Below are 22,447 nucleotides of genomic sequence, written 5' to 3' on the forward strand. Positions count from 1 at the left end.
GGGGTAATGAAGAACAAAAAGAATTGGATGATTACGGCAGCGATTGCAGTGTTATTGCTGCTCGTGTTCGTCCCGGTCCAGCAATCTTACAGTGCGGAGGGGTCTTCGGCAGCTGAAGTGTCAGGAAGCGCTCTTGAGGGGCAGTTTCACCTCAGTCATGTCGTAAAAATTTATATCCCATCCACGGTGAAGGGAAACATTGAAATCACCGAAGAAGCCCAGCAAAAGTTCGTAGATCAGGCATTAACGAAGTTTTCGCAATGGTTCGGCGGCGCTACAGCTATTGACGGTGAGGGTGCTTGGGTGGACAAAGATCAGAAGCTGATCAAGGAGAATGTTACGATTGTGTACGCCTATGCCGAGAAACTGGATAAGAAATCATTGGATCATGTGGTGGCGTATGCCAAGCAGCTGAAAGAGGATCTCGCTCAATATACGATTTCCCTAGAAGTGGATGGAAAAATGTACTTTATCGAATAAAAAGAAACGTCATAACGTGAACCCACAGGTATTATTACTTAACTCATGCATCATCATACTTAACAATAATGATCTATAGTGAAGGGGCTGACGCTTCTCATCCTGCAGCAGGGGATGAGAGGGCCAGCCTTTTTTTTGCGCACTCCTAGTACAGAAATCTCCAGAGATAGAAGGTAGCGTAGGATTCCCAATTGACCCAAGAAGCCGACAGCTTCCGAATCTCTTCCTTCGTCGGCTTCTTCTCCATGCCCAGCACATGCTTGATCGCATTGTGCAGTCCAACGTCATCAATCGGAAAGGCGCTGGGGATCCGAAGGCAGCGCATCAGTACATAATTCGCCGTCCAGGGGCCAATGCCGCGGATCGCGATAAGCATGTTCTCCGCTTGCTTCAGGCCCCCGGCCTCAAGCAGCTTCTCCTTGGTCAATGCTCCATCTGCCATGAGTTTGGCAACGTCCAGAAGGTACTCGCATTTCTTCACCGTCATCCGAAGACCGCTGAGGTCCCGGACGTTTAATCCCGCGATTTCCTCCGGCCGCGGGAATATCCAATATGTCTCTCCCTCGCATTCGAGGCGTCGGCCAAAGGCTTCCACGAAACGCCTCTTTAACGTATAGGCATAGGTTAAATTGATCTGTTGACCTAGAATGCCCCAGCACAGCGCTTCGAACAGATCGGGGATTCCCATGTTGCGAAGCCCGTAGAAGGATTGGACAGCTTCGCGGAGGAGGGGATCAACAGCCGCCATCTCATAGAATGGAACCAGATCGGTGTTCATGTCGAACCAATCGCGGACGTACGCAGCTGCTTCAGCCCGCATACTGGGCTCAACAGGGATGAAATCCCCAAGGAAACGAACGATGACGGCCTGTTCGTGAGGCGCTTCGCGAACTTCAATAACGACGATATCCTGTCCTAGGCCCAAGGGGAGAGCTCGATAAATCCGGTCGTTGCGGATGTGAAACAGACATTCATTCGGCGATCGCTGCAGGTAACTCAGGTTCTCCTTGAAGCTGAATTCCTTCGGCACGAACAGCTTGAGTTCATGCTGATGGTCCTCCCAGCTGCTATGAGGGACCGGATTCAGATGGGAGTGCCGAGAGGAAACCGAAGCAGCTAGGTGATTCGTATCAGCGAGACTGCCCCATGCATGCTCAGTACTTGGTTCTATGGAATTTGCGGGCGTTCGGCCGTTTGGTGTCGGCTTGGATTGGGACATGATTCATCGTTTCCTTTCGCTCTAATTATCTCTTATACTATTTGTACCATACTACGGAAGCAAATCATTTTGTAATCTTGCTCTTATATTCCAAAAACCGTACAACGAGCCGAACCTGTGGTTATAATGTTAGCGGAGGTGAATGAAACGTGGCCAACCGGATCGAGCCAACCGAAGCACAGTGGAAGGCGATCATCGAAAATGATAAAGCGAGTGACGGCAAGTTTTTTTATGCGGTCGAAACGACCGGGATTTTCTGCAGACCTTCCTGCAAGTCCAGGCCCCCGAAAAAAGAAAATGTGCGCGTATTTCAATCGGCGGATGAAGCAAGATCCGAGCAATTCCGTCCATGCAAACGGTGTAAGCCAACGGGAGAGCGCCTGCCGGACCACGAATGGATCGAGCTTGTCAAGGAGTACATCGATAAAAACTACAACGAGCAGCTAACGCTGGATCTGTTGGCCGATGTGAGTCACGGCAGTCCGTATCACCTTCACCGCATATTCAAGCGGGTCACCGGAATGACCCCGACGGAATATATCCAGAAGCTGCGTGTCGATAAAGCCAAGCAGCTCCTGACGGATACGGCTAAACCTATCGCTGATATCGGTCAATTGGTCGGGATAGAGAATGCGGCTTACTTCGTAACTTTGTTTAAGAAGAAGACCGGGACGACTCCTTTAAGCTATCGCCGGCAAGCTTTAAATTATTCAAGTATGGAGGTAATGAATCATGATGGAATCCAATCCTGATGTGATCCGCTGGACGCGGCTGACTCATGCTCGCTGGAGCATGTACATCGCGGCAACGGAGCAAGGATTATGCTATGTCGGTTCACAGGATAAGACGTTTGACGAGATGGCGGAATGGGTCGCTGCTAAATATCCCGGTGCTGGGCTTGTGCAGGATGACCGCATTATGAAGCCCTATGTAAGAGAGCTGGAGGAATATTTGCAGGGAAAGCGTGACCGGTTCGAGATGGCCATGGATTATAAGGGGACTCCTTTTCAAAAGGCGGTGTGGCGTGCACTGTGCCAAATCCCATACGGGAAGACGATGACGTATACGGACATCGCCCAAAGCATCGGAAAGCCGGCTGCCGTTCGAGCGGTAGGGGCCGCCATCGGGGCGAATCCTCTCTTGGTCACCGTACCATGTCACCGGGTTATCGGCAAAAATGGGGCCTTGACGGGCTATCGCGGAGGCCTTGCGATGAAGAGCCAGCTGCTGGAGCTTGAGCGTAAACATGAGCAAGCGATTCAGAAGGAGACCGCGGAGTATGTCTAGTACGCTGCCCGAACGCATTGAAGGGCTGTACTGGGAAGGGATTCAAACGGAGCTGGATGAACGCGGCTATGCCGTGATACCCAGGCTGCTGCTGCCGGAAGAGTGCGCGGCAATCATAGGCACTTACCAGGAGGAATCGCGGTTTCGCAGTACGATCAACATGGCAAGGCACCGGTTCGGGATCGGTGAGTATAAATACTATCAGGCTCCCCTCCCGGAACTGCTTCAGCAGCTCCGGGAGGGCTTCTATCCCGAGCTGGCGCTAACGGCCAACCGCTGGCTGGCATGGCTCGGAAGCGAGGAGAGGTACCCGGCAAGGCTGGACGATTTTCTGGCGGTATGCCATGCTCAGGAACAGCGGCGCTCAACGCCGTTGATTCTAAAATATGAGGAAGGCGGATATAACTGTCTGCATCAGGATTTGTATGGGGATGTGTTTTTTCCATTCCAGGTCGTGTTCGTATTAAACGAACGAGAAGCCGATTATACAGGCGGAGAATTTCTTCTGGTGGAACAGCGGCCCCGCGCGCAGAGCCGGGGGCATGTCATCACCTTGGAGCAGGGCTCTGGCTTGATCTTTCCGACCCATCACCGGCCAGTCATGGGAACCCGGGGATATTACCGGACGATGCTGCGGCATGGTGTGAGCACAATCACCTCCGGGACCAGGTACAGCCTCGGGATCATTTTCCATGATGCCAAGTGAGCCCGTTTCTTCTTGTTCATCCTTTTAACTTTTTTGAAAAAGAGCGAGCAGCTGCTATCTTCCCGTTCTTGGATAATCGGAGTAACCGGGATATTTGACAATATACCCTTTTTCCTTTCGCAGGGCGTGTATAAATTCCGACCCTACATGAAGGTTCTCCTGAATTAGCTGATGAGGGGTGAGCGCCATCCATTGATTCAGGGAAACATCTTCAAAGCGGCTGCTCTTAAACATTTCCAAAACCCACAGACTTCGGTCGCCGGTATTCTGAATATAATGCCCATATGCGAACGGCACATATCCGACATCGCCGGCACGATAATCGAAAGTGCGAGCCGTGCCATTGGGTGCAAAAACGGTCATGCGGCCAGTGCCCGATATATAATACTGCCATTCATCATTGTTTGGATGCCAGTGCATTTCTCGCATTGCACCCGGTTTGATCTCCAGCAATGAGGCGGCAATGGTCGTCGAAATTGGAAAATTGGTGGAGTCCACGATCCGCACCGTCCCGCCCGGAGTAACGATCGGCTCCTGTGCGAGCAGTCGATGCGTGAAGCTTTTTGGCACCGTACCATAGGGGTCCGCTACGAGTTGACTTTCAAGAGGACCCGGAATGTTTCCTTGAAAGATATATCGCTGTTGTTTGGGAATATGGGTAAAAGAGCTGGCGGGCACGCCAAAATTCGCCGACAGCACGTCTTTCGGCGTATGTGCGAACCAGTCAGAGATCGATAATGTATTGAGGTCGGAGAAGCTGCCGTCATCGAAGACCAGCAGAAACTCGCAGCCACTTTCCAGCCCTTGAATGGAGTGGGGAATTCCCGGCGGAAAATACCACAGATCACCTACGCCGACATCGGCTATGAAGTTTCTTCCATCCTGATCGACTGCCGTAATGCGTGCGCTGCCGACGAGGACGATCGCCCATTCCGCCGACTGATGCCAATGCAGTTCTCGCACACCGCCCGGAGTCAGCGCCATATTCACCCCGGAAAGCGTAGTTGCAATCGGGAGCTGTCGAACGGTAACCTCCCGGGACCAGCCGCCATGATTCAACTGCATATAGGTATCGGAAAAGGAAAATTTCAGGTTGGGAAGCGTACCCGCATCCGTCACAGGCGGAACCAGCATATCCGGGTTCTCCAGGTCACGCATGATGTCACGTGGTCCCAAATCCCACCACCCGGCGCCATCATTCCGTACAGGTTGGGGTATATATCCATCCCTGTTGTCATTACTCAATAGTATTCACACCTCTCATCTTCATCAAAATATGAACGAAGTTACTTAATAAACGTTATGAACAGCATTTCGGATTTAGAAATGCAACATCTCCCGCGATCGCCACAATCCACGGCATGTTTGGAGCGCAAGCCTGGCGGGAATACCCATCGCACGAAAGACGGCAAGGTCGGAGGGGAGAGCGGCAAGCTTGTGATTCGGCTTCTGGCTGGCGAAGCTGAAGGTTTCAGTATACTATAGAAGGAACTCGCTTCTCGTTGTCTTCATGAAGATAAAGGGAATATTGGCCTGAGCAGACAAGGGGGGACCTTATGAAAACGGAGGTTCAGTATAAAACGCCGAAGACATTGCTTAATAAAGGAACCGGGTTTTTGAACGGATACAGCCATACCTTGAATCCGTATACGGGCTGCAGCTTTGCCTGTTCGTATTGTTATGTGAGGCAAATGCCGGTCTCTTTATTTCGCAAGCAGGAGTGGGGCTCCTGGGTCGATGTGAAGCAAGGAGCGGCCGAAACTCTTCGCAAGGAGCTGAGTCGAGCCAAGCAGAAGGGGCCGGTTACGATCTTCATGTCCTCGAGCACCGACCCGTACCAGCCGGCAGAAGCGAAGGAGGAAGTGACTCGCATGATACTGGAAGTCATGGCCGCGGATCCGCCGGATTTTCTATTGGTGCAGACTCGCAGCCCGTTGGTTCGGCGGGATATTGATCTGCTGCAGCAATTAGGGGATCGGGTCCGGGTCAGCATGACGGTGGAGACGGACCGGGAGGACATCCGAAAGCAATTTACGCCTTCGGCTCCGCCGATCCAGGCCAGATTGAAGGCCCTTGAACAGCTGAGAGATGCCGGAATCCGGACGCAAGCCGCGATCTCTCCCGTGCTGCCAAGCACGGAGAAATTCCCTGAGATCCTGCGCCCGCTTGTCCATCGCGTATGTATCGACGATTATTTCATGGGTGACGGGAGCGGCGGGAAACGCACGAAGAAGCTCGCTTTGAACGAGCTGTATAGAGTGCTCGGACTTGAGGAATGGTACCACCCTTCCGCCTATCGGGTCGTATATGATCGGTTTCGCACGGTATTTCCGGAAGATCAGTTGTATGTGAGTCAAAAGGGATTCGAACCATGAGTGAATCGCAGCAACATTCATATATAAGTTAAGCCTTCTAAGGGATGGTTCCTTGGAAGGCTTTTATTGCGGCTTTAGCCAGTTGAGCTCGCGAAGCGTGCGAAACAAAAAACCACCCGCTATGCGGGTGGAGAGATCGAGGTTTGACCAACAAGACCATTCCGATAAAATTGAGATGTTCAGGCTCAATAATGAAAGGAATGGTCTTAGATGGCAAACAAGAGCTATAGTTTAGCTCACACGAAGTGGATGTGCAAGTACCACATTGTGTTCACCCCGAAGTATAGACGGAAAGAGATTTATAATCAAGTGAGGAAAGACTTAATCGAAATATTCAAACGATTATGTAAATACAAGGGAGTGGAGATAATCGAAGGTCACATGATGCCCGATCATGTACATATGTTGGTAGCAATTCCCCCAAAAATCTCAGTATCATCATTTATGGGATACCTGAAGGGGAAAAGCTCACTCATGATATTCGAGAAGCATGCTAGCTTGAAGTATAAATATGGTAATCGAAAATTCTGGGCGGAGGGATACTACGTCAGCACAGTGGGCTTGAATGAAGCCACCGTGGCAAAATATATCCGTGAGCAAGAAGCACATGACCAAGCAATTGATAAACTGAGTGTGAAAGAGTATGAAGACCCATTCAGCAAAAACAGTAACAAGAAGAAGTAAACCAGTTTAACTGGTAAGTGAAAGTGACAAATTACACTGAGCCTGAGCAATTTTATTGTCAGGCTAGCGTCTTTAGGCGCAGTTTGGCAACAAGGGGTTATACCCCAAGAGCAAACCACCCGTTTGACGGGTGGTTCTGATTATAAGCAGATCGGATAGCGATGCGGCGACCGAGGCAGTTGTTGTCTTAAGCGGTTAGAGCATTTCAAACTCGTTGAGCATGCTCAGGCTCGTATTTTGTATTCCAGTGATGTTATTGGATGTTATAATTACCCAATAGAGTATATATTTAAAAACTGAATGCCTGTGACTGTTATAGCCCACATGGATTTGAATTTAAGCGAGGTGATTGCGCTGAATGACGATATGGAGCTATCCACTGCAAAGGAGGGAGGGGCATGAATAAGAAGCATATAAGAACTATTGTCATTGCATCAGGTTGTCTAGTATTACTGGGTTTGGTTTATATGGTCAGAGGATTTATAGATTATTATCAAAGTTTAAACACAACTATTCATAATGCTGCCCCATCTCCAAAAGCCTTGTAGGATTGGCAAAAAGATTACGATCGAAGAGTTCGAAGCGAACCTGCAGAAAGGGTGGTAACGAAATACGGGGATTTTTATTACGCCTCTTCTCCAAACCCATTTCCGAGGAGTGAAATAGCTAATCTCGATGCCGACGACGAAGTGACCCAAGATACCAAACAGATCATATTGAAGGGATATTATTACGAGAAGAAGTTATAAGTAAGAGCAATTCCGAATCGGGTCGTTCCGTAACGGGTGAAGCGTAAATGACATAATAGCACGAAACAAACTACTTTGATGGAGAAACTACATATGAAGATATTTCTTGTAAGACACGGCGCAGATGAAGAGGGCTTTCGAGGGGGATGGAGCAGCAGGGGGTTAATCGAGCAAGGCGTGTTCCAATCGAGGAGGCTTGGGGAGTTTCTGCATCGTTACCAAGACGAATATGGGATACGCACAATAATGAGCAGTGATCTACCACGCGCAGTTGAAACGGCTAGGGAGATTGAACGAATTATTAACAAAGAAACCAATTACTCCGAAGATTGGAGGGAAATGAATAACGGGTATTTAGCAGGTATGCCAAATCAAGAAGCCGAGAAACGGTATCCAGGTGTTTACTTCAATACGCTGGACATGGATGCTCCTTTTCCGGGAGGGGAAACACCGAAGCATTTTTATAACCGAATTACCAAAGCATTTGAGAGCTTATGCAGGAAGCTTGAATGTCAAGAAGTGAAGTCGAATGTTCTGCTAGTTACCCATGGCGGTGTCATTAATGTCTTGTATTATCATTTAAACGGTCAGGATTGGACCAACAAAAGTCCGTTCTTTCCAATTGATAACACAAGTGTGCATACGGTTGAGAAGATCTTGAATCAATGGAAGATTACCGAAAAGAATACGATGAAGCATTGTAAGGGGCTTTTAGCTAGGTCTATCAAATAATTCAGAAAAGAGTGATCGCGTATGGCTACACATGAACAGATTTATCAAAATCAATCGGATATCTATGAGTTGATGATTAGCAAGCAGCCTGAATTATCTGAAGTGATCCGGGGGATCCGGAATTTTCAGGATTTAGCGGTCCTGGATCTAGGAGCGGGGACCGGCCGGTTATCAAGTGCTGTTGCGAAGGATGCGGGTTCATTAATCTGTACGGACATTTCTGCTTCCATGCTGGAGCTCTTAGATCAAAAATTAATTGGGCAAGGGCTTGAGCGTAATTGGAGTGCGGTTGTTGCAGACCATAGGGAGCTGCCCCTGGCCGATAAATCGATAGATTTGGCGGTTTCGGGCTGGAGTATCGGTTATTTAGCCAATACGGACAATGACGATTGGGCGGAAAATTTAGAACGGGTCATGTCTGAACTTCACCGTGTGCTGAAGCCACATGCCACCATCATCATATTCGAGACGATGGGCACGGGGACGGAAACCCCGAATCCTCCCGGATTTCTGACGAAGTATTATACAGCACTTGAAGAGGAATACGGCTTCCAGCACAAGTGGATCCGAATGGACTATACCTTTAGCCATGTCGAAGAAGCCAGACAATGCACCGAGTTTTTCTTTGGCGAAGAGCTTGGGCGGAAGATCCTCGACAATCAGTGGTCAACGGTTCCGGAATGTGCAGGAATTTGGTGGAAGCATATATAGTTAAATTCAATGTGAAAAGGCCTTTACCCGATAAACCTCAGGGTGTAGGCCGATTTTCAATGATTTTTTTGATTTTGGTCTGTTTCATTGACAAGGTAAATTAGCCTACAACTGGGCTTGTTGTTGCGTTTAATCCAATGAGCCTAGCTGGCTTAAAATATCCTGCCTTCTTTGGTCAATATATTTCCTTATGGTATCCGGCTCTGCGTCGAACACCTTCGTGCTCCATTTATGATTGGGGTCCTTATAAACGTCAGCAGCAATGGCATCATGCATCTTGTATACGAGGGGCAGTTGACGTCTCACCGTAAATACCGATTTAAGAAATCCTGACAAGAGAGCCTTATACCTTTGCCTGTGTGAACGAAAGGACAATACCTTCTCCGTTAGTTTATTGTAACCTTGAATTTTCACAAGGTTTGAATCTACTATTTTCCCATAACAATTCCTTCCCCAAGTCCCCTCGTAGTCCCATGGGATCATGCGATATGTTCTGCTTTTTCCGTGCTCAAACAAGGTATAGTTTTGGTTAAAGCCATCATAATTCCCCGTTAATACCGCGCCGCATAACCACCGCAAGTAATTTTCGATGTCCAGGTGCCTGCGAAGATATTGCTGCAGCTCGGCACCTTCTTTCTGGTGAATCCCCTGAATAAAGTTAGATAGTTTTAAGCGATCCCGCTCTGAGCCTTTTATAAGATTATAGCCAGAGAAGAAAGATTTGCCCGACGATCGTTTATCTGTAAAGTCGGCGTTGTCGTTAACCGCATAAATGATGCTTCGAACTGGAATCCCTCTTTTTCGAAAAAAGGGAGTCTTTACAGCCTCTATATTTAGATATACCCCAAGCTTTTCATTGTTCATCGTAAGCACGCAGTGCCGGGTCGAAGGGCTTGGCACATGAATCGAATTGAAAAATTGAAAGGAAAGCGCATTTCGAATCAAGGAAGGGTCATCATATTCAGCATTAAAGTGGTAGGTATATTTGGAGGTTCTAATTTCATAGGATTTTTTCGGATATTCTCGGGTATGCCCTCCCCGGTAGCGAATACGTATCGGTATTCTTTTTCCGCCGATAACGAGCTGTCCCGGCACAAAACGATTGGACCAGATATTGCTGTTTAACTGTTCATAATCCTTGTCTTTGATCATTACTCGATACACAGGCAAAGACATGAAGCTACCTCCTTCAAACTGATAGACTATCGTTTGAATTTGTCTGCTTGATTATATTAAACCAGTTCCTTTCTATTACATGAAACATATAAGTATATTACCGACAGACCTGATGGACAGTTGAGGGGTATCTACAGCTTTCGTGATCATGCCCGAGATCTTACCATTCTTGATCTGTCGAAAATAAATCCTTGAAAGGAGCATGGACATGGCTTACAACAGGTTTGGCTTCGGGAACTTGGTAGGAAGAAACGTAAAGATCAATCGCGGTGGACCGGATTCCATCGAAGGTCTTCTGCTGGATGCCCAATCCGACTACTTGGTTGCAGTTGCTGACGGCGGTTTCGTTTATGTTAAAGACGAGCATGTCAAAAGCATCACGGATACGGGTAAATCTGGTGGAGAAAGAGAGAGCATTGTCAATCCGATCAGGGCCTACGACTTCGTTGGTGTTATGCAAGCCCTTCGTTATCGCTATGTGAAAGTAAACCGCGGCGGACCGGAAAAAATCGAGGGTATCATCGTCGACGTGAACCAGAATTATTTGATCTTAACGGTGAAAGGACAAGAGGTCGTTCACGTTCCGGTAAGTCATATTAAATCGATTACCGTAATCCGCGGCGGGAATAGTAACCAATCCGGCGGTAACCAGAATCAAAACAGCAGCTCCAAAGGTAATCAATCTCAAGGCAATCAAGCGCAAGGTAACCAATCGGGAGGCAACCGTTCAGGCGGTAACCAAGCGCAAGGTAACCAGTCGGGAGGCAACCGTTCTGGCGGCAACCAAACACGAGGCAATCGCACAGGCGGCAACCAAACACGTGGCAATCGCACAGGCGGCAACCAAACACGTGGCAATCGCACAGGCGGTAACCAAACCGCAGGCAACCGCACAGGTGGCAATCAATCCAGAGGGAACCGTACTGGCGGCAACCAAACGGCCGGAGACTGGATGAATTGGACAGGCGGCAATCAATCCAAGCATCGTTCAGGCAAACGTAACCGCAGTGGTAATCGATCGTACAATCGCTCCGGTAAGCGCAATCGTAGCGGTAAACAAAGAAGCGGAGGCGAGTAATAATCCTATAGGATAGGAGCGCCTAGCCAGCCATCTTCTGCTCACCCATAAGTGAAACAATTAAGCATTCCCCCCTATAAAGCACTTCTGAATGGGCATTGGCTGCACAGTCATCCAATGCTCCCTTCAGGGGGTTTTTAAATATTTTGCTTAAAAAGTTGTGCAATCTGCACGTTAAAGTTCGATACCAACAATATATGCAGGCGAATGGTGTTGGTGAATTCAAGCCTGAGCATGAATGGAAGTCATAAAGCGGTAAGACTAAGATAATAGGAGGAGGGAAGGGATGGAGTCACTACGTTCAATGATCGGCAAACGTGTTGAACTGGAGGTCTCGGGCTGTAAGACACTGCTTCATGGCGAATTTATTGATATGGGAAGCGATGTCCTGGTTCTATATTCAAAGTCAAAATATATATATACGCCGATTCATCATCTACAGCATTTAAGGCTATATGAAGAGCTGGATAATCCCCCGATGGACAGCAGTCCCGATTCGAAATTAGACCTCGCCAATATCTCCTATCGCAAAATATTGATGAATTCCAGGGGCGTCTTTACTGAGATCTACCTGGGAGGTTCTCAATCATTGCATGGGTATGTGACAAGTATTATGAATGACTATTTTGTATATCACTCACCGATGCATCAAACGGTTTATATTCCAGTCAACCACGTCAAATATTTGATACCTTATCCTCCAAACACAACGCCTTATAGTCTTGATCAAAAACATTTCCCGGTTCAGCCTTCTGTTGTTGCTTTGTCAAGAACGATGGATCAGCTGTTAAAAAAACTTGAAGGTCAGCTCGTGGTGTTTGATCTTGGCGAGCATCCTAACAAAAAAGGGTTACTGAAATCTGTCGATGAGAATATCGTTCAGTTGGTACTTGCTGGCGGAAATGATAATTACCTGCACATGGATCATATTAAATCGATCCAGCTGCCTTAGATCAGTTAAAAGCATATGAGCGTCGCAGACTTCCCACTGACAGTTTGTCTGGCAGTGGGGCTGCTATTTATCCATAAGCAGGATGAAATGATGTCGGGTATTTATTCAGCGGAATTGTCTTCATGAGAAGAGGCTGGGTATTTTATCATTCGGTCGAGCAATAACCCATCCGTACCCTTGTTCTCACCAACCACAAAATCCTTCATATAGTAGGATAAATAAGCACCGTATTGACTTTCGGTTTGAAGGAGCAATTCGTCAACAAAATAAACACCGTTTGGAATATCGTCTTTCAGAAGTGTGCTTAATGCGCCATATATGCCGCATGCAACCTGAAAATAGGTGGCATTGATTTGGAAGACAGGGTAGATATTATCGGTACTCAGAACATTATACATATACCTCTCTTTGTCTGGATATACGAGCAAGACTCCGACCAAATCTTCTCCTCCGACTTCGCCAATCGATGGATCCAAAATTTGATGATCCCATTCCCAAATAACGTCGAGATCTTCAAGCTGGGAACGGATTAAATCGATCGTATAATCGCTGACGCGGTAGATAAAACCAGTCTCCATATTGAATTTTTCTCCAAGGGACAATACTTCTTCATGAGGCATTAATGAACCATTGAATTGCTTGCTCCCCAAGGTCACCTTGAACTCCAGCTCATACACCGGAAGATGCATCGTAAATGGGAACTGATGCTTCATAAACATGGGATAATTGAGAATCGCTTCGTCCAAAAAGCATTCGGGAGACCAGGTGGAGTAAATCGTGTGTTCTTTTACTAGGGCGGGGTCTTTATATAGCGAGCTGTCATGTTCTACAATGTAACAGGCGATCGGTTGCTTGTCTGGCAGTTCCTTCATTAACTTGATAGCCATCCACTGGACGACTCCTGGATTCATACCCGAACCGATAATTGCAGTGGTCTGCGGCGATGATTGCCGGGCTTCCTGGAAGATTCGGTAACGTTCCAACAGCGAGTATGGGGCAAGGCTTTCATTCTCATCCACCTTGGGATTCTCAAGCGCGGTATTGATATAATGCACACCGCATTCTTGGCAGCATTGGAGCATCTCAACCGTATCAGCCCACGAGACATCAATGACATGCGTGGTGCCGGTCTGTCGCAGATGCTGGCGAAACGATTCCAGCTGGTTCAAATCGAATTGGTGCAATGCAGCATTCTTAAGCAAGCTTGGCATGAAAGCGCGATAGTAATCCGGATGTTTCTGTTTCTGGTCGATCAAATGAAGGGTGCTGTGCTTCATAATGGAATGAATGGGGTCATGGATATCTTCAGCGCTTTTATTTAATATCGAGAGGATTGCTTTAGCGACGCCGCCGGAGCTGCCAAGAATGCTGATGACGATCGGTGATTGTTTCAAATCTACCAACTCCTTTCTAGTAATATGATTATTCATAGAGTCGGGAAAAGGTCTGTGCTAAAACACCTTCAAGATGCTTTTATTCGAAATCATGATGTATGTACGTACGCTCCCGAAGCATGCCGAACAAAAAAGAGAGTCATGAATGCCGTGGTGATGATTCATTAATCGAATAATGAACCCATGCTCCACAAGAATTTCATGCTCTCTATGAAATGTTGTTCCTGTATTCAGTATGTCAGTATACCCATTGAACCCAGAATGCAAGGATCACCAGCGTAAATAAAAGGGTGGGCGGGATGGTCAATATCGTGATCTTGATATATTCCTTCCATTTGATCTTGACATGATGTTGTTTAAGAATGTGAAGCCATATTAACGAAGCAAGCGTACCCATCGGCAAAAGCAATGCTCCAATATCACTTCCGATTACACTGGCCAGGTATGAAATCTTGAGCGTTAAAGGATCCAGGTTCATATTGGTTAGTGTGATGGTTCCAACCATCAGCGCGGGGTGATTATTGAATAGAATCGATAGCAAAGAGAGCAGGCCGCCCATTAATAAGCTTGCATTTAAGAGGTCTGTGGAAACGATCGGCTCAAAGAATTGGATGAGAAATTCCGTTAGACCGATATTATGCAGCCCATAGATGAGCACGTACATCGCGAATGCAAATATGAGAATGTGCCAGGGCGTCTTCTTCAATAAATCAGTCGGTTTTAATTTCAATACGGCCCATCGCCAGGACAACAGAATGACTGAGCCGAGGATCGCTACAATTTCGATTGGAATCCCTAAATAGGAGGCGACAAATAGCGCTACTCGAACCGTAAATACAAACAAGAGAACATTCCGCATGACCTTATTGCGTTTGTGGATATCCGCAGTTGAAATCAGCGTCCTGCTTAGAGGGTGCATGGCGCCGCCCGCGTGCCTTTTTACATGAAGCTTACGCGGCAGCTGTTTTCTGAAACAGAGGAATAACAGAAATACAAACAGCAAAAGCCCGAGGGTTGCGGGAACAAACATCATGATGGAATGCATGTACAGATCCATATCCACGATTTCCAGTGCTATTAAATTCACGATATTGCTGACACCGATAGGTGCGCTTGATGCAGTTGCTATTAGCGCACCTGAGAGGAGGTAAGGGATTTTCTCATGGTTTTTTAATCCATATTGCTTTAACAGAATCAGTAGAATGGGAGTCGTAATGAGAATGCTTCCATCGTTGTTAAAGAATAAGGTCATCAGAAAACATAATAAGTTGACGTACCAGAACAACCGGGTTCCCGATCCACGAGCTCTGGCTGCCAAGGATTCAGCAGCCCAGTTAAAAAAACCGAAACTCTCTAATATAATGGCCATTACGATGGTTGCAATGATCGTTATAGCAGCACTGCTTATGGTAGAGCCAATGGTAAGGAGGTCCGGCAATGATACGCTCCCGCTAAGCACCACGATTGCGGCCCCTACAGATGCTGGGATGGCTTCATTTAATCCATTTGGACGCCATATGATAAGGACCATTGCGACAATAAAAGCTGCAATCGTTAGTGTGACTACTGCTGGACTGAGCATGGGAAATCTCACTCCCTTCTTTCATTAATAGCAAGAGTTGCTTACGAATCCTCTTTTTCGGGAATCACGACGCTAATAAAAGCAACTTGTTCTTTGGCGGCCTCACTCTTTGTTGACTCTACGGGAACCTCTTTAGGAGGCGTTAGTAGAGCGTACAGCCCCCAACCCGCCAGTACGATAAAGATGAGTACGATCATAAAGGTCACTCCTCTTCGGTTTTTATTTTTTGCGAAGTTACCTACCAATCATAATTAGTAGATAGATATACTCTATTTATATGTATCAAGGACTGGCACTGCTCTAATGGAAATGCCTTGTTATTGCGATATTCCGCGATTGATGTTCGCATAAGGAGTTACACATCGATAGGTAAAATAGATTACATACGAAACAAGCCCGATTGCTCGTGTGTGAGCAATCGGGCTTGTTCATCCTCTTAATTGTTTTTTGCTATCAATACATCGACGAAGTTCTGTGCAATTTTGGATAAGGAGTGATTCTTCAGCCAGATGAGTCCGACCGGAGCTGACATCTCGGCTGACCCGGAGATTTTATGAGCATGGATCGAGTACCCCTTATGCCGTTTGAGCACCGTTTCCGGAACGATCGACCCGCAAAAGCCGGATGAAACTAAATCCATCAACAGCGAAATATCAGAGCATTCACCTGTAATATGGGGATGCAGATGGAAGCGGGAAAATGCCTCCAATATCAAATAGTGCACGCCTAATCCCTGGGTGCTTGGCAGAATGAGCGGTTGATTATGAATGTCCTGCAGCGACACTTCATCTTCGAACAGCTTCTGTTTATCCGACGAAATGAAGTAAAAAGGCTCGGTATAAAGGTGAAGCACCTCGAAATCGTCCAATTCCAACGGCAGGCGAATGATCGCCAGCTCGACATCCCGATCCCTCACTAATTTGCACAGATGCGCTGACTCGTTTTGCTGAATTTTATAGGTTACCTTAGGGAATTGGCGTTGGAACTGATGAAGAATATGGGGCAGCTCGCCTACCGAGAACGTATTTACGCCGATGGATAAACTCCCGTTCACTCCTTTTCCTACTTCCTGAACCTCCATTTTCGCCTCCTCCATCAACTGATTCATCTGCAAAGCATATTTATATAAAGCTTTTCCCGCCTCGGTTACCTCTAAATGTTTCCCGCTGCGCTCTATTAATTTGGAGCCAAGCTCCTCCTCCATGGCTTTCAATTGTTGACTTAAAGGGGGTTGGGAAAGATGAAGCCTCTTGGCGGCAGCAGAGATTTTCCCTTCCTCTACAATCGCGATAAAATATCGCAGCTGTCGGATATCCATCTTTGAAAGCACTCCTTCTCATATATGAAAAACCTAAGCAAATACGAACTTTGGCTATGTTTTTGATCTGGTTATTCCCATGTTAGCATATTGGTGCGGATTCTCGTAAGACAATGCATATGTAAAACCTAAGCTCATCATATTTTTTATATATTTTTCGTTTGGATTGATACATGTTAGCATTACGGTGTATAAGGAAAAGGACGCTGAACAAAACGTTTTATTCAGATTATGCGCAGCCAAGGGCTGCTTAATTTAAATGTTTCGATGAGGAGGATTCCATTGATGATAAACGATATCGATCTGAAGCATCTAAAGCGATGCGTTGAGCTCGCGAAGGAGGCACTTGAGGCAGGCGACGAGCCATTCGGCTCCGTGCTTGTATCCGCAGACGGAGACGTGCTTGCCGAAGACCATAACCATGTTGCCGGCGGGGACCATACGCAGCATCCGGAGTTTGCATTAGCGCGGTGGGCGGCTAATCACATGACGCCTGAGGAGAGAGCGAAGGCGACCGTGTATACCTCGGGCGAACATTGCCCAATGTGCGCAGCGGCCCACGGCTGGGTTGGACTAGGTCGGATTGTATACGCAAGCTCCTCGAAACAGCTGGCAGAATGGCTTGAGGAAATGGGAGTTGCGGCACCCCGTGTACGAAATCTTCCGATTCAAGAGGTTATCCGTGATACGGCCATAGACGGTCCGGTACCCGAGCTGGCCCAAGAGGTTCGGGAGCTCCATCGTCAATTCCATTCCAAGCGAAAATAAGTCCGCCATGCGTTGTTCACCATGCTCGAATCGGGGATAACGGATATCCAATATCCAATGAATCGAAGCCTCCTCAGCCACTTTGAAGGTGGATCAGGAGGCTTCTCGTTTCTATATAGCATCAAGCGGTATGGCATTGACTCTTATGCACTAACCGTGCATTGCAATTCGCAGCGAGGTGAGCGTATGTCCATTCGAATCAAATTATTGCTGTCCTACACAGGCATGCTTCTTGTCAGCCTGCTCGTATTCGCCCTGACGGCCAGTTTGTTCACCATCGCGGCGACAGGGGATATTCACAGCTTCCGGGATTTCTATAAAGTGCATTATCAGCTCAACCCGCTGACGGAGGAGGAGGAATCCATCTTCCTTGAATTGAAGTACCTTGCCAAAAATGAACCGGATGAGCTGATGAACCAGGAGCTGCTGCAGGATTACGATTTCAAGCTGAAAACGGTGCGGGCCGGTCTTTACGTTCGCCGGGAGAGCAATCAAGTCTTCGAATCGCATACGTTCAACCAGCCCGAATTGGAGGAGCATCTGCCTCCCTATGAGCTGGACAACCACCATATTCGCGATACATTCAACATCGGCGAACGGTTTTACGCTTATGCCAAATTCGACTTTCGGTACTCGGATGGGGCGAAAGGGAGTGTTTATGTTATTCATGAACGCAGCCCTTTCGGCGAAGTGACCCGCAAGCTGCTCCCTATGATCGTGGTGCTGCTTATCGGCATCATCGTCATCGCGAACGCGATGCTATATCGCTGGATTACCCGCAGTGTGGTCAAACCGCTGAATCTGCTTCGAAGCTCGACTGAGCACATCGTGGAAGGGAATTTGCTGTTTGCACTCGATTTGCGTTCCAAAGACGAGATCGGTCTGCTGAACGAGGCATTCGAGAATATGCGCAAGCGGTTGTATGAATCGGTGCAGCTCCGTTTGCAGGACGAAGAGAATCGGAAGGAACTGATATCCAATATTTCGCACGATTTGCGTACCCCGATTACGAACATCAAAGGATACATTGAAGGCATTCGTGATGGGGTCGCTGATACCCCGGAGAAGATGGACAAGTACGTCAATATCATCTATTCCAAAACGATCGACCTGGATAAGCTGGTGGACGAGCTGTTTCTGTACTCCAAGCTGGACTTAAAGCAAATTCCGTTCTTGTTCGAGAATGTGAGCATCGTCAGCTTTCTGGACGACTGCATGGATGAGCTGCATTACGAAATGGAAGAGAAGGGAATCTTGCTGAAGTGGGGCGAGCGCCCGAGCAGGGATATTGAGGTTGTAGCCGATCTGGAAAAATTAAAGCGCGCCATGCTTAATATCATTGGAAACGCCCAAAATTTCATGAACAAAAAAGACAAGTTCATTCTCATTTCGGTGCAAGCATCGCCGGAATGGGTCACTGTTGAAATACAGGATAACGGGATGGGAATCTCATCCGAAGACCTCCCGCATATTTTCGAGCGCTTCTACCGCGCCGAACGATCGCGCAATTCCTCAACAGGCGGCAGCGGACTCGGACTAGCGATCGCTCGTCAGATCATCGAGGGCCACGGAGGCTCGATATGGGTGAGCAGCGAGCTTGGAGTCGGCACGAGCTTTTACTTCACGCTAAGAAGAACGAAGGACCTAGGAGGGACACATACAGATGACAACCCGGATTCTGATCATCGAGGATGAAATTACGATCGCACAGCTGGAGCGGGACTATTTTGAGTTGAACGGGTATCTCGTCGATTTATGCCATACCGGCAATGAAGGACTTCGGCTTGCCATGAACAACGATTACAATCTCATCATCATCGACCTGCAGCTTCCGGGGATCGGCGGATATGATGTATGCAGACAAATCAGGCAAGCGAAGGAGGTACCGATCTTAATCGTTTCCGCCAAAAAAGAAGAAATTGATAAGATCCGTGCCTTTCATCTTGGTGCCGACGATTACATTACCAAGCCGTTCAGCCCCGGGGAGCTGGTTGCGCGAGCCAAGGCGCACCTGGCAAGATATGAGCGGTTAACAGGTAAAACGGGGACTGATCCCCGGTCGGAAATCCGTCTCCGTGGTCTTGTTATTGACAAAGCAGCCCGCCGGGTCCACGTCCGCAACCAGGAAGTGATATTTACGACCCGCGAGTTTAGCCTGCTGGAGTTTTTGGCAAGCCATCCGAATCGCGTCTTTAGTAAGAATGAACTGTTTGAACGGATATGGGGCATGGATTCGAACGGGGATATCGCAACCGTGACGGTTCACGTCCGCAGATTGCGTGAGAAGATAGAGGTGGATCCTTCGAATCCGCAATATATCGAGACCGTGTGGGGGGCGGGCTACCGCTTTTCCGTATAACGAGTTTAGAAATTGTTAATAAACATTTTCGAAACGGTTAATACCCGGTTTCTTAGGCGTTTAGGCTTCTCCTTTAATCTATAGGTAGGGCGAGCAGAATCGCACCTATGAAGCTTAAGGAGGACTTAACGATGAATAAATATTCGACTAAACTGGCTGTCCTTATGCTGGCAGCAGCCCTTGGCACCGCATCCTTGCCATTGGCCGCACAGCCGGCAAACGCCGCTTCGGCACCCATTACCTCGCAGGACCTTCAAGGAGCGATCAATGAACTGAGCCGGCTTGGCATCATCCATGGTTACAAGGATGGTTCGATGAGAATACAGAACGACATTACCCGCGCCGAATTGGCGAAGCTGGTCGCTCTTACGTTTGGCCTCGAAGGTCCGCCAGCTTTGCCAGCTCACATAACGGATACACTTCCGAGTCATTGGTCCTTCCCGTACGCAGCAGCGCTGGCATCGCTCGATATTATGCAGGCGGAAGACGGACGATTTGACCCAAGCGGATCCGTAACAAACGCCGAGCTGGTGCAGATCGTGGCCAAAGCGTTGAAACGGGATGTAAAATCCGTGCATTACTGGGCGGAGCCGTTCTTCTCAGAGAATGACAGCACCACCCGTGGCGAAGCAGCGTTCTTGCTGGATAAAGCCCGTCAGGCGATCCCTTCGGCAAATGCCAAAATTACACACGTCCGTGCCTTAAACGCTATAACGTTGATCGTTACCTTCGACGCCCCGCTGACGGCCGAAAATGAAGCATTTGCTCAAGCTAAAGAGGATTTTGTTTTTACGAACGGACTTACCCTGACGAATATGCCGCGTCTAAAAACCGGCTCGATTGCAACGTATATCGTCCCTACTTCCGTACAGCAGCCAGGGGCAACCTACACGCTGGCTTATAAGGGCAAGGATGCGGGCAGCTTTGCGGGCAACGCTGATAAGCTTGACATGACAGAGGTTAGACAGGTGGCCAACGATACGTTTGAGCTGGAGGCACTCAAGGCGAACGGGGTTGTCGATTACGGCTACGTCATTTCCGCCTATAGTGCCGGTCGCGGGGAAAATGCGTTCATCTTGGATGAGAACAACCGGGCGGATGGGGTGGAGTACCAGATCATTTCCTCCGGCCAAGCCAGAGAGGTGACGATCACGCCGGAAGGCGGACAGCCGATCACAGCCAAATACGTTCCGTTTACGCAGTCCACAGACGGCAAACAAGAACCGAAATTTCGCTTGCCGGAGGGTCAAGTCCTGAAGCCTGGCGTTACGTACACGGTTACTTCGGATTGGGTGCAAATTGCTAACCCAACCTTCGTAGCCAAGGAGATGGACCCGCTCCATATCGTTAAAGCCGAGGCTGCTAGTGAAACCTCCATCGTCGTAACGCTGGCGGAGGATCCGGGCGATGAATTGTTCTCCGGCCGCAGCGTGGAATTGACGGATGCAGAGGGGAATAAACGGACAGCCGCCTATAAATATTCCAGCCGCAAAGGGGCAGCAGGCGTATTCGAACTTGCGCAGGGCAGCAAACTGACAGCAGGCGCAACGTATGTCGTGACTCCAGTCGGTGATTGGGCCGGCGAATCCAAGGCTGAGCTGACCTTTGCACCGTAATGTTCGGATGAAGCCGCAAGATGAACGATTCCCTGCCATGAACGTGGAGAAATAAATAAATTGACCCTGCATGCTTGAGGCGGCAGGGTCATTTTTTTTGTAGGATTCGCTATGCTTTGCCCAATCATGAATTGCATGCATCATCTTCAAACGTTTCATTTCTGAAGGTAAAGAGAACGAAACAGATTTCACTTGTGCCAGCCCTTATCCCACAAATATGCAGGAAAGCCCCTGATGGCCGTTGAATATATCGGAGGACCACAATAAATCTCAGGTGTACTACAGGCACCTTTAGCCGCAGGAGGAGAACAACATGAAGTCGATCACCGTTCAAAGTCTTACGGAAAAATTTCAATTAGAAGTGCTTGCAGGAGCCGACCGTATGGATCGTTTGATCACCCGTGCCCAGACGCACAGGCCGGGGCTTGAGTTTGTCGGGTATTTTAACTTTTTTCCTATGGAGCGAGTGCAGGTGCTTGGACGCAAGGAAATTAACTACTTGCTTACGCTTAGTATAGAGGAACGCAAGTTACATATCGGCAACATCGTTAAATATCATCCGCCGTGCTTTATTGTAACGTCGGGACAGCAGGAGATCCCTTATCTGACCCTTTTCTGCAATCAAGAAGGCATTCCTTTACTGCGGACGATCGAGACCACAACGGAATTTATCGCGAAGCTCAACAGCTATTTAGTGAAGACGCTGGCACCAGAGATGTCCATCCATGGGGTCTGTGTGAATGTATCGGGCATAGGCATCCTGCTCAGGGGCAAATCCGGGATTGGCAAAAGCGAGACAGCACACACTCTAATCCGAAAAGGACACCGGTTCGTCGCAGATGATATCGTGGTGCTTAAGAAGCTGGGGCCGACGACACTTCTTGGTACTCATAATGAGATCAGCCGCGAGTTCCTGGCGCTGCGAAGCATCGGACTGATCAATGTGGTACGCCAATACGGGCGCACGGCGTTTCAGGACGAGACGCGAATTGTGCTTGATATCGAGCTGTCGCCATGGCAAGGAGACTCGCTAAACAATGAATTGGAGGCGGTCCCACAGTTCACGGAGTACTTAGGCATCCAAATTCCGCATATCGAGGTTCAGCTTCAACCAGGACGTGATGTTGCCGGCCTGATCGAAGCGGCGGCTAACAATTGGTATCTTAAACAACTCGGCTACAGCGCGGCTGAAGACTTTATGAGCCGGATTGAGAATGAGATGAAGTCTTGACCGCAGTCGCCATTCTAAATTGCGCCCAAT

23 protein-coding genes are annotated in these 22,447 nt (G+C 48.1%); 16 read left to right on the top strand and 7 right to left on the bottom strand.

What is annotated here, in order from left to right:
- Window positions 1–6 precede the first annotated feature (6 nt).
- Window positions 7–480, top strand: a complete 474-nt coding sequence (locus NST44_RS18450; RefSeq protein WP_007130243.1) for a DUF3574 domain-containing protein — start codon at window positions 7–9, stop codon at window positions 478–480.
- Window positions 481–625: 145 nt separating this feature from the next.
- Here the strand turns inward: NST44_RS18450 and NST44_RS18455 are convergent, their stop codons facing one another.
- Complete coding sequence (locus NST44_RS18455) at window positions 626–1,699, bottom strand: DNA-3-methyladenine glycosylase family protein (RefSeq protein ID WP_007130242.1); 1,074 nt, start codon at window positions 1,697–1,699, stop codon at window positions 626–628.
- 149 nt (window positions 1,700–1,848) lie between these two features.
- On the opposite strand from NST44_RS18455, the gene NST44_RS18460 reads away from it, so the two are divergent.
- Genes NST44_RS18460 through NST44_RS18470 form a run of 3 tightly spaced genes read left to right on the top strand, consistent with a single transcriptional unit; the run spans window position 1,849 to window position 3,692 of the window.
- Window positions 1,849–2,451, top strand: coding sequence for a bifunctional transcriptional activator/DNA repair enzyme AdaA (locus NST44_RS18460; RefSeq protein WP_007130241.1), 603 nt, complete (start codon window positions 1,849–1,851; stop codon window positions 2,449–2,451).
- Window positions 2,435–2,986 (top strand): methylated-DNA--[protein]-cysteine S-methyltransferase, encoded by a 552-nt coding sequence (locus NST44_RS18465; RefSeq protein WP_040738734.1) that lies wholly within the window; start codon window positions 2,435–2,437, stop codon window positions 2,984–2,986. The genes NST44_RS18460 and NST44_RS18465 overlap by 17 nt, the downstream gene beginning before the upstream one ends.
- Entirely contained in the window at window positions 2,979–3,692 is a 714-nt protein-coding gene (locus NST44_RS18470) for a 2OG-Fe(II) oxygenase (protein WP_007130239.1), read from the top strand. Before NST44_RS18465 ends, NST44_RS18470 begins: the two co-directional genes overlap by 8 nt.
- 54 nt (window positions 3,693–3,746) lie before the next feature.
- Here the strand turns inward: NST44_RS18470 and NST44_RS18475 are convergent, their stop codons facing one another.
- Complete coding sequence (locus NST44_RS18475) at window positions 3,747–4,937, bottom strand: oxalate decarboxylase family bicupin (RefSeq protein ID WP_007130238.1); 1,191 nt, start codon at window positions 4,935–4,937, stop codon at window positions 3,747–3,749.
- A gap of 311 nt (window positions 4,938–5,248) precedes the next feature.
- Between NST44_RS18475 and NST44_RS18480 the strand changes: the two genes are divergently transcribed.
- From NST44_RS18480 to NST44_RS18500, 5 genes are all read left to right on the top strand, one after another.
- Window positions 5,249–6,067, top strand: coding sequence for a radical SAM protein (locus NST44_RS18480; protein ID WP_028404854.1), 819 nt, complete (start codon window positions 5,249–5,251; stop codon window positions 6,065–6,067).
- Window positions 6,068–6,277: 210 nt separating this feature from the next.
- Complete coding sequence (tnpA, locus tag NST44_RS18485) at window positions 6,278–6,751, top strand: IS200/IS605 family transposase (protein ID WP_007127619.1); 474 nt, start codon at window positions 6,278–6,280, stop codon at window positions 6,749–6,751.
- Window positions 6,752–7,149: 398 nt separating this feature from the next.
- Entirely contained in the window at window positions 7,150–7,299 is a 150-nt protein-coding gene (locus NST44_RS18490) for a hypothetical protein (RefSeq protein WP_340900349.1), read from the top strand.
- 294 nt (window positions 7,300–7,593) lie between these two features.
- Window positions 7,594–8,232, top strand: a complete 639-nt coding sequence (locus tag NST44_RS18495; RefSeq protein ID WP_028404856.1) for a histidine phosphatase family protein — start codon at window positions 7,594–7,596, stop codon at window positions 8,230–8,232.
- Window positions 8,233–8,253: 21 nt separating this feature from the next.
- A complete protein-coding gene (locus NST44_RS18500) occupies window positions 8,254–8,943 on the top strand; it encodes a class I SAM-dependent methyltransferase (RefSeq protein WP_340900350.1) in 690 nt (229 codons plus the stop codon).
- A 129-nt stretch (window positions 8,944–9,072) separates the two neighbouring features.
- On the opposite strand, the gene NST44_RS18505 is transcribed toward NST44_RS18500, so the two are convergent.
- A complete protein-coding gene (locus tag NST44_RS18505; protein ID WP_340900351.1) occupies window positions 9,073–10,119 on the bottom strand; it encodes a CotH kinase family protein in 1,047 nt (348 codons plus the stop codon).
- 208 nt (window positions 10,120–10,327) lie between these two features.
- On the opposite strand from NST44_RS18505, the gene NST44_RS18510 reads away from it, so the two are divergent.
- Both NST44_RS18510 and NST44_RS18515 read left to right on the top strand, forming a co-directional pair.
- Window positions 10,328–11,197, top strand: coding sequence for a hypothetical protein (locus NST44_RS18510; RefSeq protein ID WP_007130230.1), 870 nt, complete (start codon window positions 10,328–10,330; stop codon window positions 11,195–11,197).
- 286 nt (window positions 11,198–11,483) lie between these two features.
- Complete coding sequence (locus tag NST44_RS18515; protein WP_340900352.1) at window positions 11,484–12,149, top strand: DUF2642 domain-containing protein; 666 nt, start codon at window positions 11,484–11,486, stop codon at window positions 12,147–12,149.
- A gap of 101 nt (window positions 12,150–12,250) precedes the next feature.
- On the opposite strand, the gene NST44_RS18520 is transcribed toward NST44_RS18515, so the two are convergent.
- The 4 genes from NST44_RS18520 to NST44_RS18535 all read right to left on the bottom strand — a co-directional run bounded on the left by NST44_RS18520 (window position 12,251) and on the right by NST44_RS18535 (window position 16,443).
- Window positions 12,251–13,543, bottom strand: a complete 1,293-nt coding sequence (locus NST44_RS18520; RefSeq protein WP_007130228.1) for a saccharopine dehydrogenase NADP-binding domain-containing protein — start codon at window positions 13,541–13,543, stop codon at window positions 12,251–12,253.
- Window positions 13,544–13,781: 238 nt separating this feature from the next.
- The gene (locus NST44_RS18525) at window positions 13,782–15,125 is read right to left on the bottom strand and encodes an arsenic transporter (protein WP_007130227.1); all 1,344 of its coding nucleotides are present in this window, start codon (window positions 15,123–15,125) and stop codon (window positions 13,782–13,784) included.
- A gap of 41 nt (window positions 15,126–15,166) precedes the next feature.
- Window positions 15,167–15,322, bottom strand: coding sequence for a hypothetical protein (locus NST44_RS18530; RefSeq protein WP_007130226.1), 156 nt, complete (start codon window positions 15,320–15,322; stop codon window positions 15,167–15,169).
- 239 nt (window positions 15,323–15,561) lie between these two features.
- Complete coding sequence (locus NST44_RS18535; RefSeq protein WP_007130225.1) at window positions 15,562–16,443, bottom strand: LysR family transcriptional regulator; 882 nt, start codon at window positions 16,441–16,443, stop codon at window positions 15,562–15,564.
- Window positions 16,444–16,728: 285 nt separating this feature from the next.
- Between NST44_RS18535 and NST44_RS18540 the strand changes: the two genes are divergently transcribed.
- The 5 genes from NST44_RS18540 (at window position 16,729) to hprK (ending at window position 22,417) form a co-directional block, all read left to right on the top strand.
- Window positions 16,729–17,211 (top strand): nucleoside deaminase, encoded by a 483-nt coding sequence (locus tag NST44_RS18540; protein WP_251537641.1) that lies wholly within the window; start codon window positions 16,729–16,731, stop codon window positions 17,209–17,211.
- Between the two features lie 186 nt (window positions 17,212–17,397).
- Window positions 17,398–18,906, top strand: coding sequence for a sensor histidine kinase (locus tag NST44_RS18545; RefSeq protein ID WP_210095200.1), 1,509 nt, complete (start codon window positions 17,398–17,400; stop codon window positions 18,904–18,906).
- Window positions 18,875–19,570 (top strand): response regulator transcription factor, encoded by a 696-nt coding sequence (locus NST44_RS18550; RefSeq protein ID WP_007130222.1) that lies wholly within the window; start codon window positions 18,875–18,877, stop codon window positions 19,568–19,570. Before NST44_RS18545 ends, NST44_RS18550 begins: the two co-directional genes overlap by 32 nt.
- Window positions 19,571–19,701: 131 nt before the next feature.
- Window positions 19,702–21,186 carry an S-layer homology domain-containing protein gene (locus tag NST44_RS18555; RefSeq protein WP_007130221.1) on the top strand — a complete coding sequence of 495 codons (1,485 nt, stop codon included), beginning with the start codon at window positions 19,702–19,704 and terminating at the stop codon, window positions 21,184–21,186.
- 313 nt (window positions 21,187–21,499) lie between these two features.
- On the top strand, window positions 21,500–22,417 hold the full coding sequence (gene hprK / locus NST44_RS18560) for an HPr(Ser) kinase/phosphatase (RefSeq protein WP_007130220.1): 918 nt from the start codon (window positions 21,500–21,502) through the stop codon (window positions 22,415–22,417).
- Window positions 22,418–22,447: the final 30 nt, after the last annotated feature.

Source organism: Paenibacillus sp. FSL W8-0919, assembly GCF_038003785.1.
Classification (GTDB): domain Bacteria; phylum Bacillota; class Bacilli; order Paenibacillales; family Paenibacillaceae; genus Paenibacillus_AQ; species Paenibacillus_AQ lactis.

Coding starts and splice junctions, on each gene's coding strand:
- NST44_RS18465 (WP_040738734.1), top strand. CDS start 2,435: ATGGAATCCAATCCTGATGTGATCCGCTGGACGCGGCTGACTCATGCT.
- NST44_RS18540 (WP_251537641.1), top strand. CDS start 16,729: ATGATAAACGATATCGATCTGAAGCATCTAAAGCGATGCGTTGAGCTC.
- NST44_RS18555 (WP_007130221.1), top strand. CDS start 19,702: ATGAATAAATATTCGACTAAACTGGCTGTCCTTATGCTGGCAGCAGCC.
- tnpA (WP_007127619.1), top strand. CDS start 6,278: ATGGCAAACAAGAGCTATAGTTTAGCTCACACGAAGTGGATGTGCAAG.
- NST44_RS18525 (WP_007130227.1), bottom strand. CDS start 15,125: ATGCTCAGTCCAGCAGTAGTCACACTAACGATTGCAGCTTTTATTGTC.
- NST44_RS18530 (WP_007130226.1), bottom strand. CDS start 15,322: ATGATCGTACTCATCTTTATCGTACTGGCGGGTTGGGGGCTGTACGCT.
- hprK (WP_007130220.1), top strand. CDS start 21,500: ATGAAGTCGATCACCGTTCAAAGTCTTACGGAAAAATTTCAATTAGAA.
- NST44_RS18535 (WP_007130225.1), bottom strand. CDS start 16,443: ATGGATATCCGACAGCTGCGATATTTTATCGCGATTGTAGAGGAAGGG.
- NST44_RS18510 (WP_007130230.1), top strand. CDS start 10,328: ATGGCTTACAACAGGTTTGGCTTCGGGAACTTGGTAGGAAGAAACGTA.
- NST44_RS18470 (WP_007130239.1), top strand. CDS start 2,979: ATGTCTAGTACGCTGCCCGAACGCATTGAAGGGCTGTACTGGGAAGGG.
- NST44_RS18515 (WP_340900352.1), top strand. CDS start 11,484: ATGGAGTCACTACGTTCAATGATCGGCAAACGTGTTGAACTGGAGGTC.
- NST44_RS18480 (WP_028404854.1), top strand. CDS start 5,249: ATGAAAACGGAGGTTCAGTATAAAACGCCGAAGACATTGCTTAATAAA.
- NST44_RS18495 (WP_028404856.1), top strand. CDS start 7,594: ATGAAGATATTTCTTGTAAGACACGGCGCAGATGAAGAGGGCTTTCGA.
- NST44_RS18545 (WP_210095200.1), top strand. CDS start 17,398: ATGTCCATTCGAATCAAATTATTGCTGTCCTACACAGGCATGCTTCTT.
- NST44_RS18455 (WP_007130242.1), bottom strand. CDS start 1,699: ATGTCCCAATCCAAGCCGACACCAAACGGCCGAACGCCCGCAAATTCC.
- NST44_RS18505 (WP_340900351.1), bottom strand. CDS start 10,119: ATGTCTTTGCCTGTGTATCGAGTAATGATCAAAGACAAGGATTATGAA.
- NST44_RS18500 (WP_340900350.1), top strand. CDS start 8,254: ATGGCTACACATGAACAGATTTATCAAAATCAATCGGATATCTATGAG.
- NST44_RS18550 (WP_007130222.1), top strand. CDS start 18,875: ATGACAACCCGGATTCTGATCATCGAGGATGAAATTACGATCGCACAG.
- NST44_RS18490 (WP_340900349.1), top strand. CDS start 7,150: ATGAATAAGAAGCATATAAGAACTATTGTCATTGCATCAGGTTGTCTA.
- NST44_RS18450 (WP_007130243.1), top strand. CDS start 7: ATGAAGAACAAAAAGAATTGGATGATTACGGCAGCGATTGCAGTGTTA.